Source organism: Pseudomonas sp. KCJK9016 (assembly GCF_046231795.1).
Taxonomy (GTDB): domain Bacteria; phylum Pseudomonadota; class Gammaproteobacteria; order Pseudomonadales; family Pseudomonadaceae; genus Aquipseudomonas; species Aquipseudomonas bananamidigenes.
In genome coordinates this window covers 13,238-27,078 of sequence record NZ_JBJJMM010000038.1, presented here as the reverse complement: position 1 = coordinate 27,078, position 13,841 = coordinate 13,238, and the positions used below count along the sequence as shown (strand labels likewise).

General features: G+C 64.5%; 2 protein-coding genes. Both read left to right on the top strand.

The features are described 5' to 3' along the window. Positions 1-14 precede the first annotated feature (14 nt). A complete protein-coding gene (locus ACK6BI_RS25830) occupies positions 15-1,124 on the top strand; it encodes a substrate-binding domain-containing protein (RefSeq protein WP_409319319.1) in 1,110 nt (369 codons plus the stop codon). A gap of 190 nt (positions 1,125-1,314) precedes the next feature. Continuing rightward, positions 1,315-13,827 carry a filamentous haemagglutinin family protein gene (locus tag ACK6BI_RS25825; RefSeq protein ID WP_409319318.1) on the top strand — a complete coding sequence of 4,171 codons (12,513 nt, stop codon included), beginning with the start codon at positions 1,315-1,317 and terminating at the stop codon, positions 13,825-13,827. Positions 13,828-13,841: the final 14 nt, after the last annotated feature.

Here is a 13,841-nt window from a genome sequence, read left to right as displayed (position 1 = left end):
AAAGGAGATTCTTCATGTTCAAGCGCACTCTGATCGCAGCTTCCCTGACCGTCGCTGCCCTGGCTTCCGCCCAGGCCATGGCCGCCAACGTTACCGGTGGTGGCGCGACTCTGCCTGCCGCTCTGTACAAAGGCTCTGCCAACAGCATCCTGCCAGCCAACTTCAGCTACCTGGGTACCGGTAGCGGCACCGGCAAGACCGCGTTCCTGACCAATAACTCGGCCCTGTTCAGCACCACCGGTTCGGTTCACTTCGCCGGTAGCGACTCGATTCTCAGCGCTTCGGAAATCAACACCTACAACGCCAACTTCGGCGCTTCGTACGGCCCGCTGATTCAACTGCCGTCGGTGGCCACTTCGGTTGCCATCCCTTACAAAAAAGCCGGTCAGACCGCTCTGAACCTGACCAGCGCTCAGCTGTGCGACGCCTTCTCTGGCGCCAAAACCACCTGGGGCGCTCTGCTGGGCACCTCCGATACCACGCCGATCCGCGTTGTTTATCGCAACGTTTCCAGCGGCACTTCGGAAATCCTCAGCCGTCACCTGAACTCGGTCTGCCCGACCCAGTTCGCCACCAACTCCACCTTCACCAACGCTCGTCTGCCAGCCGGTTCGGCCCTGCCTTCGAACTGGGTAGGCGTTGCCGGTACGGCGGATGTGGCCACTCAAGTCAACGCTGTTGACGGTTCCATCGGTTATGTCGGTCCGGACGGTGTGAACGCCGCCAGCAACGCAGTGGTTGCTCGCGTCAACGGCGTACAGCCAACCACCGCCAACGTTTCGCTGGCTCTGGGTTCGGCTGCTCTGCCAACCACGCCTTCGAACCCTTCGCAGTGGGTACCGGTCGTTCCTAACCCGGCCAGCGGTTACCCGATCGTGGCTTACACCAACTTCATCTTCGGTCAGTGCTACAAGGACGCCTCTGTGGCCGCTGATGTCAAAGCCTTCCTGACCACTCACTACAGCAACCCGGGCAACAACGCTGCCACCGTGGCTCACAGCTTCACTCCGGTTCCAACCAACTGGAAAGCTGCTGTGACCGCCAACTTCGTCACCAACACTTCGGGCAACAACCTGGACATCAACAACGCCAGCGTCTGCAACGCTGTCGGCCGTCCTTTGTAAGCTTCGCTTCAGCGCAATGAAATGGCAGCAGCCTGCGGGCTGCTGCCATTTTTTTTGGCCGATTTACTCCTCATTCATGAAGTTTGTGTGACATCCGTTCGGTCGTGGCCCTCGCCAACCGCCTATGTCGTAACAGCAGGGGCAAGCCGACCTGCGGCCTTATGTGGCAAACCAAAAGGATCTCGTAGTGATGCTCGCTCGCCCGTCCCGTCGCAGTACCCGTGTCCAGCCCCGGCCGCGCATGGCCGCCGATCCGGCGCTGTGGTTGCTCAAGCCCCTGGCGCAGGCGGTTGCCTTGTGTCTGGTGGCGGGCAGTGCCGAGGCGGCGACGGCGTTCAGTTCGGGATGGTTTGCCGCCAAGGGCGCGGCGCAACAGGCTGCCGCGTCTCGCCCGAGTGTGGGCGGACTGCCGGGAATGACCCCGCCGCTGGCCCAGCAGCAAAAGGCCAATGCGCAATTGCAGCGCTCGATTCAGACCCTGAACAACACAGTGGCCGCCATTGCCGCCCAACAGGCAGCGCAGGCGGCCGGTCGTGCGGCGGCGCTCGGCACGGTGCAGGTTGTGCCTGACGGCCTGGGCGAGGGCGGGCTGAAGGTCGACAACAGCCTCACTCAGGGTTGGCAGAACGCCAAAGGCCCGCAGCAGACTCAGGTCGATGGCAAGACCACGGTGACGATCGAACAGACCGCCGACAAGGCGATCCTCAACTGGGAAACGTTCAACGTCGGTCGCAACACCACGGTCGATTTCGCCCAGCAGTCGAACTGGGCCGTGCTCAACCGGGTCAACGATCCGAATGCGCGGGCCAGCCAGATTCAAGGCCGGATCAAGGGCAACGGCACGGTGATGCTGATCAACCGCAACGGCATCGTCTTCAGCGGCACCAGCGAGGTCAACGTACGCAACCTGGTGGCCGCAGCGGCCAGCATCACGGACATTCAGTTCCGCGACCGGGGCCTGTATTTCGACAGTAACGGCAGCCAGCCGACGTTCACTGATGCGGCCGGCAAGGTGCTGGTGGAGCGCGGCGCGTCCATCGAAACGGCCCGGCCTGCGAGGTCCACGGACGCCGGTGGTTATGCCTTGCTGCTCGGCAGCGAAGTGCAGAACGACGGCAGCATCGACTCCGCCAAGGGCCAGACCGTGCTCGGCGCGGGGGATCGCTTTTACATTCGTAAAGGCTCGGGCACTGAAGGCAACGCGTTCTCCACGACCTTCGGCAATGAAGTCACGCCGGGCTTCAAGACCGGCAGCGCGGCCGGCAAGGTCAGCAACAACGGCCTGATTCAGGCGGCGACCGGCGACATCACCCTGACCGGTCACGAGGTCGTGCAAAACGGTGTGCTGCTGGCCAGCACCTCGGTTGCGACCCGCGGCACGATCCATCTGCTCAACCCGGCCACCGACACCCAGGGCAGCGTGACACTGGGGCAGGGCAGCGCGACCGCGATCCTGCTTGACAGCAGCGACCTGACGGCGCTCGACAGCCAGCATCAAGCCGCATTGACGGGGGTTACGCCCAACAACAGGATTCGCAGCGATCAGTCGCGCATCGACATTCAGAGTGGTGGCAGCGTCGAGTTCCAGAACGGCTCGATCACCCTGGCCACCGGTGGCCAGGTCGCCGTGGCGGCGCAGCGTCGCAGCCTGGTGCGTGACGGTGCATTGATCGATGTTTCAGGTGCCATCGGTGTGAAAGTCGCGATGGAATCCAACAGCATCAAGATCAATGTCCAGGGCAACGAGCAGCGCGATGCTTCGGTCAATCGCGAGAAAGGTGCGCTCAACAGCAATGATATCTGGGTCGATGTGCGTGAGCTGGTCTACGTCCCGGCCGGCACCAATGGTTACGCGACGGATCGCTGGTACACCGCGGGCGGTCTGCTGGAGGTCGGCGGCTACCTCGGCACCCGGGGCCACAGCGTCGGCGAATGGATGGCCCAGGGCGGGATGGTGAGTTTTGCCGGCAACGATGTGGTCACCGAGAAGGGCTCGCTGATCAACCTGTCCGGCGGCACGCTTGATGTCCAGAGCGGCGAGATTCGCCAGAGCTGGCTGCGCGGTGCCGACGGGCGCCTGTATGAGGTTTCCAAAGCGCCAGGAGATCTGCTCTACACCGGGCTCTACAAAGGCTATGAAGACAGCAGTCAGCGCTGGGGTCAGACGAATTACTACTACAACCCGTTGATTGCGCCGGCCAGCCGTCGGGAATCGGGCTACACCGTGGGGCGCGATGCCGGGCAACTGGTGATCGGCACCCGTAACGCCGTGCTCGAAGGCCAGATGCCTGGCGAGGTGTATCAGGGCGAACGCCAGACTCAGGCACCGCGCGCCGTACTCGATGGCTATGCACAGAGTCAGACGGCTCGGGCGCGGCGCGGACAATTGATTGTCGGCAGTTACGACCCGGCCTATGTGGCGGCCTCCGGTGGTTTGCTCTACGGCCTCAATCCGTTGCTCGATCAGGTGCGGGTCGGCGGCGAGCGTCCGGTCGCCGGCAATGATCGGGATCTGACCGCTGCGGTGTCCGATGCACGCACGGGCAAACTGTTCCTCGATGCCGGGCAACTGAGTGATTGGCAACTGGGTGCGCTGAAGGTCGCGGCCAAAGAACGGATCGATGTGCAAGGCGCCGTCACCGTCGACAATGGCGGCGACATCACCCTTTACGGTCCGGACGTGCAGGTCGACGCCAGCCTGACGGCCCGGGGCGGCAGCCTGCATCTGGGCAACGTGCTCAATCAGCTCAACACCGATCGCCTGACCGACACCCGACTCGTCGCACCGACCGGCAAGGCAACCCGCGTGAGCGTGGCTGAAGGCGTGCAACTGGACACCCGCGGTCTGTGGAGCAACCTGCGCACCAACCCGGATGATGCCGCGAGCCTGGCGTATCTGGACGGTGGGGCGGTGTCGATTCGCAGCAGCGGCGACATTGAGGTTGGTGTCGGCAGCCTGCTGGACGTGTCGTCCGGCGGCGCGATTCTGGCCAACGGCAAGACCCGGGGTGGCAAGGGCGGTGACGTGACGCTGGAGTCCAGCGCCTTGTCCGCACCCGCTGATACGCACCTGAAGCTGGAGGGTCAACTGCGGGGTTACGGTGTGTCCGGCGGTGGCCGTCTGCTGATTCAGGCGGGCGACATTCTTATCGGCCAGACCGACAAACCCCTCGCGAGCAAAACCTTGCAACTGCAACCGGATCTGTTCGACAAGGGCTTCTCTGCCTACAGCCTGATCGGCCTCAATCGCCTCGACGTTGCACAGAACGCTCTCATTGATGTGTTGATGCCGGTCTACCGTTTTGCTGACGCGGCCGCGAATCAGGTCAGCGGCACGGCGCCACGGCAGGCGCTGGAACTGTGGACGCCAACGCTCTACCAGGAAAACCCGCTCAAGGCGCAACTGACCCAGCGCGCCGGCGCCAGCCTGTCGTTGCAGGCCGGGTCCGGCGAGATCACGCTGGTGGACCCGACCCGCAACGCCCTGACCCTCGGCCGGGGTTCGCGGATCAGTGTCGATCCGGGGCAGCGCATCAACTTGCGCAGCGCCGGTCAGCTCACGGTCGATGGCGAGCTGAACGCCTGGGGCGGCACGATCGATATTCGTCAGCAGCAGTTCGGCTCGATCAATGTCGCTGATTCCTCGCAGACAGCGGACCAGCAGATTCACAACCGCTCCATCTGGATCGGTGAGCATGCGGTACTGGATGTGGCCGGTCGCGTGGCCACCGGCATTGATGCGCTGGGTCGGGTGTATGGCCAGGTCGGCAAGGGCGGCACGATCATCATCGGCGGCGAAACCGACACGAAGAAAGCCACCGCCACCTCAGCCGATGCCTATGTGATTGTGCGCAAAGGGGCGCGACTGGAGGCCTCCGGCGCACAGGCGATGCTGGATATCGCCGGACAGGGACCGACGCAGGTCGCCACCGATGGCGGGCGCATTTCCCTCAGTTCCTACAACGGCCTGTTCATCGAGGGCGCCTTGCGGGCCGCCGCCGGTGGGGCCGGAGCGGCGGGTGGGCGACTGGACATCGCGCTGGAGACGCCGAGCTATCTGCGCAGCGATGCGAGCAACGCTGTTCGCGTGCCGCGCGAAATCGTCATCGGTCAGGACGCCGGTCCGCCGCTGTTGCCAACCAGTCTGCAAGCGGGTGACGCCGCGCCTGCGTTGCAATACGGTCGTGCCCGTCTGGGGGCTGATCAGTTGATGTCCGGCGGCTTCGATAACCTGAGCCTGCTGAGCAATGGCCTGCTGTCGTTCGACGGCGATGTCGACCTGCACATGAATCAGAGTCTGAGCCTGTATGCCGGGGCGCTGTCGCTGGCGGAGCGCTCGCCGCAAAACGCACGGATCAACCTGTCCGCGCCTTATCTGCGCCTGTCGGGGACGGGCAAATATTTCGATGCCCCCGGGAATATCCGGCCGCGAGTGATGAACAACCCGACCATCGATGTGGCATCGGCGCAGTTCACCGCCACGGCGGACCTGCTGGATCTGGGCAACAGTCTGTCGTTCGGTACGTCGGGGTCAATCGTGCAACTGACCGGCCCGGCGTTGCAGGTCGGGCGGCGTGGTTTTGAACAGGTCACGCTCGATAGCCGCGGTGACCTGCGCTTCCTGGCACCCACCGGCAACGTCGAAAAAACCGAACTCTGGACACCGGGTGACCTGAACCTGCGTGCCGCGCAGATCTACCCCGCCAGTGATGTCACCGCCGAGGTGCGCGTGGGTTATCAGAGTGTCCAGCGTGATGCCAATCCGGCGCGGACCCTGCGAATCGGCAGCGCCGGGCAAGCACCTGCCGCGTTGCCTTACTCGGTCTTCGGCAACCTCACGCTGGCCGCCGGCCATATCGAACAGGGCGGGGTGGTCCGTGCGCCGCTGGGCATGATCACTTTGGGTGACAATCTGGTTCTCGATACCCGGTCGCTGCATCTGCTGCCGGGCAGCATCACTTCGGCCAGCGCCGCCGGGCTGGTCATGCCTTATGGCGGCACCACCGACGGCATCGATTATCGCTACAACGGCAAGTCCGTGCTGCTTCGAGGGATCACCGCCGAAACGGCCGGCGTGAAGCTCACCTCGCAGTACGTCGATGTGCAGAGCGGGGCGTTGATTGATCTGTCGGGCGGTGGCGATTTGCGCGGTGCCGGTTTTGTTTCCGGCCGTGGTGGTTCCACCGATGCGCGCTACAACCCGCTGGTGCGCAATGCCAGTGACGGCACCCTCAGCCTGCCAGGCCTGGCAAGCAACCCGGTGTACGCCATCGTACCGGGGAACCAGAGTGCCTATGCGCCGATGCTCGGCGAGGCGGGAGCGGTCGATCCGCGCATCGGCCAGCAGATCACCATCGGGGCCGGTGTACCGGGGCTGGCAGCGGGCACCTATACCTTGCTGCCATCGACCTTTGCGTTGTTGCCCGGTGCCTTCCGGGTCGAGGTCAACGGCCAGGCATCACCGGGTGCGACCGGCACTGCGCTGCCGCTGCGCAATGGTTCGTGGACCGGTGCGGGATTGATGTCGATTGCCAACACCGGCCTGCGCGACAGTCTGGCAAGCCAGGTCATCTTCACCTCCGCCGATGTGCTGCGTCGTTACTCGCAGTACAACGAAACCTCTTTCAGTCAGTTCATCCAGAGCGATGCGACACGCCGGGGCGTGCCTCGGGCGTTGGCGCCAATGGACGGCAAATCCCTCAGATTGAACCTGTCCCGGGGCGCTACGCCGGGTAACGCGCTGGATTTCAATGGTCAGGCGCTGTTCCAGCCAGCCACGGGCGGCGTCCTCGGGACGGCAGTGGTGCAAGGCGCATCGAATATCGAAATTCTCGGTGCGGGGCATTCGGGCACTGAAGGTTTCGCAGGTGTGTCGCTGTATGCCGACAGCCTCAACGCGCTCAATGCCGGCCGATTGACCATTGGCGCGCAACCGACGATCGATTACAACACGTCGGGCAACATCATCGCGTTCAGCGGTGATACTTCAACGATCACCCTGCGTGAAGGCGCCGTGTTGTCGGCCCCCGAAGTGCTGCTGCGCACCACCCGGACCGATGGCGGCATCAGCCTCGAAGCCGGTTCGGGCATCAATACGCTGGGACGTGGCAACGCGCCTTACGATTCCAGTACCGGCTTCATCTACGAACCGGGTGCGGCGGGGTTGCTGGTGGTGTCGAACGGCTGGACCAACGTGCTTGCACCCGAGGTTTCAGTCAGGGCATCCGGTTCGGGCTACATCCGCATCGGCAACTGCCCGACCCCTGCCTGCAACAACCCGACTCTGCTCTATTCCAACGGCAGCATCACCGCCGCCACCGATAGGCAGTTCGAACTCGACGAGTCGGTGCGCTTCGGCACCCGTCATCTGACGCTGGCCGTGGGCTCCGTCAACGCTGGCAGTGCCGAGGCCTTGAGCGCCGCCGGCAACCGGGTGCCGACCGGTCTGACCCTGAACCAGAATGTCTTGAACCGCCTGTTGCGGGGCGATACCCAGTACGGCGCGCCGACGCTGGATACCTTGAGCCTGACCAGCCGCGACGCGTTCAATTTCTACGGCAGTGTCAGCCTCGATACGCTGGACCCGCAGACCGGTGTCAGCAAATTGCAAAACCTGATCCTCAGCACCCCGGCCATTTACGGTTTGGGTGAAAGTGGCGACGTGGCGTCCATTCGCACCGCCAGTCTGATCTGGAACGGTGCCACCCAGGATCCGGGCGCCGTGATCACCGGCGGGGCCGGCACCGGTCGGGGCTCACTTGATATTCAGGCGCAGCGCATCGAGTTTGGTTACGGTCCCAGCCCTCAGGCCAGCGGTCTGGATGTGAACAAGCGTCTGGTGCTGGGTTTTGCCGACGTCAATCTCACCGCCAGTGAACGCATCACCGCCAACCACAAGGGCAGTCTTGGGGTGTATCAGGCGCAGGGCGCGTTCGATCCGGTCAACGGCTATGCCTACAGCGGTGGCAATCTCACCTTGCGTACACCGTTGCTGACGGGAGAGGCGGGCTCGATCAACCTGCTCAAGGCCGGCAGCAACCTGACCCTGACGGGGGGCGGTGCAGCGACAGCCGCCAACGCCTTGGGGGCGGAGCTGACCCTCGATGCTCGCAGTGTCTTGCTGGACAGTCGCATCGCCCTGGCCAGCGGCAAACTGGTGGTCAAGTCCGAGGGCGATCTGACCCTCGCCAGTGGCGCGTATCTGGACATGGCCGGTCGCACCTTGCCGTTCAATGATGTGAACAAGTACAGCTGGGGCGGCGACGTGGCGCTGTACAGCCGCCAGGGCAACATTCGTCAGGCGGCGGGCTCGCGCATCGACCTGTCGGCGCAGAGCAATCAGGCCGGCAACCTGAGTGCGGTCGCCCTGGCCGCCGATGCCGGCATGGTCGATCTGCAAGGCGATATCCTCGGTGCCAGCAGCGGTTATTACGATGCCGGCGGCACGCTTGTGCCGTACAAGGCCGGTGGCGTGGATATCCGTGCGCAGCACCTGAACGGTGATGCGAGTCAGCAGTTCGCGGCCCTTAATCAGCGCTTGAATGCGGGGCAGGTTTTCGGCAGTCGCAGCTTGCAGCTCAAGCAGGGCGATCTGCTGATCGGCGACGGGCTCAAGGCCGGCGAAGTCAATGTGTCGGTGGACAATGGCAGCCTGACGGTGGCCGGTCTGATCGATGCCAGCGGCGAGCGGGTCGGCAATATTCGTCTGGCGGCGCAAAACGGCCTGACCCTGGCGGGCAATGCCGTGCTTGATGCCCATGGTCGTGTGTTGCGGGTCGACAGTTACGGCAAGATCATCGACGCACCGAACCGGGCGATGATCGAACTCAACTCCGGCCAAGGCGTGCTGACCCTCGGCGCCGGCGCGCGCATCGACGTGCGCCATGGCACCGAAGCGGTTCGCGGTTCACTGCCGGGGCAGTCCGATGGGCTGCTGCGCGGTACGCTTGAGCTGAACGCGCCACGTCTGGGGGCGGATGACATTGCCATCGATGCCGGCGGCGCGCTGAGCATCCAGGGGGCGCGCTCGATCGGCCTCAACGCCACGCGCCGCTATACCGATGCCAGTGACGGCACGGACCCGGCGGCCAGCGGACGTCCGTATCAGGTGATCGATCAGGCTTATCTTGATCGTATCCATGTCGACAGCACGGCGTTCATCGACGCGGCGCTGGCCAACGGCAATTTGCTGGGCAACAAATTGGCCGGTCTGCACAACGCCGCGTATGCCGACGCCTTCCATCTGCGGCCCGGTGTCGAGATCGCCAGTAAAACAGCCGAGGGTGATCTGGTGGTGCAGGGTGATGTGGACTTGTCCGGTTATCGCTATGCCAGCCTGAATCCGCATACGCAGAAGACGTCGGTATACGGCTCGGGCGAGGCCGGTAACCTGGTGATTCGCGCGGGCGGCAACCTCGATATCCACGGCAGTCTCAACGACGGTTTCGCACCGCCGCCGCAGACCGTGGACGATGCGGGCTGGAAATTGCTGCCGGGGATTCAGCCGTTCGGCGGCGACCTGGTCTTGCCGGGGGCGGGCGTTACGCTTGCGGACGGCACGGTGTTCCCGGTGGGCGCCACGTTGAACTACGACCTGCCGCTGCAAGCGACGACACTGGCCAGCGGCACGCTGTTGCCCACCGAAGCGACGCTGGCGGCGCCGTACACATTCGGCGCTGGCACGGTGCTCGCCGGCGCGGTTCACGATGCCTCGGGTCAATTGTTGTACGCCGCCGGTACGTTGCTCGCCGACAGCGTGACCTTGCCGGCGGGCAGCCGGTTGGGAGCGGGTATTCGTTTGAACAACGCGACAGCACTGCAGGCCCTGCGTTGGCCCAGGGACGTGCCGCTGCCGGGCAGCGTCGAGGCCGGCAGCGACGCGATCAAGGGCGTGCGCCTGAGCGGTTCGCTGGCCCTGTTGCGTGGCTCGCTGATACCGTCGATGACCCATGTCGTGCTGGCTGACGGCACGTCGTTCATCGAGTTGCGACCCCTGACCGGCACCACCCAGGGGCGCAATTGGGCGGTCGCCAGCATGCTGCCGGCGGGTAGCGCGTCCTGGTCGATGCGGGTGGTGGCGGGGGCCGATCTGGGCGCTGCGGACAGCCGGGCGATCAAACCGCTGTCCAGCGACGGCAACCTGCGCCTGGCCGACACCCACTACGGCCTGACCGTCACCGAAAAACCACCGACCCTGGTCTGGGGCGAAGGCAACCTGGGCGGCTTCACGCCGGGCGACCCGGTCCCCGAGGATCAAATGATGTGGTGCGACTGGGCGCCGAATTCCTGCGTGCCGGCCCCGCGCTGGGTCTGGGCACCGGACAACTGGATGGGCATGCCGCCCGGTTCGCCGATGAGCGACGATGATGTGCTCGCCTGGTGCGGTGCTTTCCCGGAACTGTGCGTGGAAAACAAACCGGGTACCACCGTCAAGACCAACACCCAGATGTTCAGCGTGCTGCGCACCGGTACCGGCGATCTGGACGTGCTCGCCGCGGGCAACCTGAGCATGGACTCGCCGTACGGCGTTTACACTGCCGGTACTCAGTCGCAGGACATCGATCCGCGTTTCAATCAGCCTCGTGGGCGCCTGTCGGACAACGGCTCGGTGCTGGGCAGTGCCGGTGGCGACTACGAAAAATGGGTCAGTGGCAGCGACAGCCTGTATCAGGCCTGGTACCCGCAAATGGGCGGAAACCTGACGATCAATGCCGGTGGCTCGATTTCGGGGGACGTACTGGGCCGTCGCGGTCTGTCGCAAAACATGGACACCCGTGAACAAATTCCGAGCGTTGCCGTGGGCAACTGGCTCTGGCGTCAGGGCACCGGCAACAGCGATGTGCCGACGGCGTGGTGGATCAACTTCGGCAGCTACGCGACGCAGCCGTTGCCGGATCAGGACGCTGATACCGGCCCGTATCTGGTCGGGTTCACCGGTTTCGGCACGTTGGGTGGCGGCAATATCAGCCTGCGTTCCGGCGGTGACGCCGGCATGCTCAAGGCAATGGGCGACGGTAACAAGGTCAATCTTTATCCGCGCGGGCAGGGTCTGGTCGTGGCGGTCGGCAGCACCGGGCGTGTGGGCAGCGACGGCAGCCTGCAGTTGACCGGCGGCGGTGACATGGACGTTCGCATCGGCGGAGCGGTCAACCCGTCGTTGCAGGCCCGGGCCGGGGATAGCGGCAGCGCTGCCGCCCAGCACGACCTGCAAGGCGCCCTGATCAACCTGCGTGGTGCCGCGCGGCTGGCCAGCGGCGCACTGGGAGGGATCAACCTGCAATATGGCGCTGCCGCTCCGGTTCAGGATCCTCGTGAGGTGCGGCCGTTCGACCCGTTCAGCTCGACGCTGGGCAGCGCTTCTGGCGGGCTGGTGCTGATTCCGGGGGATTCGGGGATGAGCCTCGGCACGCGCGGCGATCTGGTGTTGGGCGGTGCGGCGGATCCGGGCCGTGTACGGCTGCAGAACTCCACGCCGTTCACCGCGCAAGACGGTGTCGTCCATGCAGGTGGCGGCTTGACGGGCTTCTCGCTGTGGACCGATCACACGGCGATCGACCTGTTTTCGGCGGGGGGCAATCTGACACCGAGTACTCAACTGGGTGAATTCACCGGCCAGGGCCCTGTCACCGGGCGCAATACCTCGCCGACCGACGGACGCTTTGTGTATCCGTCGATCCTGCGTGCGGTGGCAGCACAAGGTTCGATTTATGCCGGCCCGTCGGCCGTCTACACCCAGGGCAGCGGATTGTTGCCGGCCACCGGCTATTCGTTGCTGCTGGCACCTTCCAGAAGCGGGCAACTGGAGCTGCTGGCACAGGACTCGATCTACGCCGGTGGCTATGCGATCAATCAGTCGGGCGCCAGTCCGCTGGCCATCGCCACGCCGTTCGCACCGGCCTTCAACGGTTACGGCAACAATACGTCGGCCACGCCGATCATGAGCAATCGCAACAGTGACGGTGTCTCGCCGGACAAAAACCTGCGCTATCCATTGTTCGCGTTCGGCGCCAACAGTTACTCGGGCTTGAATGACGTCCAGACACCGGCGCGCTTCTATGCGCTGACCGGCGATCTGGTCGGCGTTCGCAGCGGGGAAACGCTGACGTTCAATCTGTCGAAACGCACCTGGTACGAAGCGGCAGGCCCGGTATGGATGCTGGCGGGGCGCGATATCGTGGCGTCAGGTACTTTCCTGGGCAACCCGACGACCGTGCCCAATGCCGAGATGGGCGTACCGACGACGGAAAGCATCACGTCGACCGGCAATCTGTTCGTGCATGACAACCCTCGGGATGTTTCGCGGGTCTCGGCTGGGCGTGACATCCTTTACAGCAGTTTTGACATCGCCGGCCCCGGCGTCCTGGATATCAATGCCGGGCGCAATATCCTCATGGAAGACCGTGCCAGCATTACCAGTCTCGGCTCGCTGGTGGCGGGTGATCAGCGACCGGGCGCCAGTGTGGTGTTGCAGGCCGGTGTGGGGGCACAGGGGCCGGACTATTCGCGGTTCATCGCCCGTTACCTGAATCCGCAGAACCTTGCCGACCCGAACGTTTCCCTCAACGGACAACCGGGTAAGGTTGTCAAGACCTACCTCGACGAACTGCAGAGCTGGCTGACCCTCGGCTACGGTTTCAGCGGCAACGCCGAGCAGGCGCAAGCCTGCTTCGCCGCGCTGCCGAGTGCCGAGCAGGCGATCTTCGCCCGGCAGGTGTATTTCGCCGAGCTGCGTGCCGGTGGCCTGGAATACAACGATGTCGACGGCCCACGCAAAGGCAGTTATCTGCGGGGGCGCAACGCCATTGCTTCGCTGTTCCCGATCACCGATGTGGCCGGCAATCCGATCCGTTATGACGGCGATATCACTCTTTATGGGGGCGCCGGGGTCAAGACGCTGTTTGGCGGCGATATCCAGATGCTCACGCCGGGCGGTGGTCAGGTGTTTGGCATTGAAGGTGCGGCGCCACCGTCCACGGCGGGCATCATCACCCAAGGGTCGGGGAACATTCAGCTGTATTCCCGGGGCAGTATCCTGCTGGGGCAGAGCCGGATCATGACCACCTTCGGCGGTTCGATTCTGGGCTGGTCCGCCGAGGGCGACATCAACGCCGGTCGCGGTTCGAAAACCACCGTGGTCTATACCCCGCCGAAACGTGTGTACGACAGCTGGGGCAACGTGACCCTGTCGCCCTCGGTGCCGAGCACCGGTGCCGGTATCGCCACGCTCAACCCGATTGCCGAAGTGGCCCCGGGGGACATCGACCTGATCGCGCCGCTGGGCACCATCGATGCGGGCGAGGCGGGGATTCGCGTCTCGGGCAACGTCAACATCGCCGCGCTGACAGTGGTCAATGCCGCGAACATTTCGGTGCAGGGCAAGGCGACCGGTGTGCCGGTGGTTTCGGCGGTCAACACCGGGGCAATCACCTCGGCCAGTTCCGCGGCGTCGTCGGCGACTCAGGCGGCGGAAGACGTCGCCCGTCAGCAGCAGGCGGCGTCACGACAGAACCAGGCCTCGGTGTTCACCGTGCAGGTGCTGAGCTTCGGCAACGAACAACTGGCCCCGACCCGCGATGGCGCCAGCCGAGCACCGGCACCCGGGTACAACCCCAACAGCCCGGTGCAAGTGCTGGGCGCCGGAGCGCTGGATGAACAGGCGAAACAGCAGCTGACCGAGGAGGAGCGGGGGCAGCTGACGTTGTAAAGGACTCTCGTGCA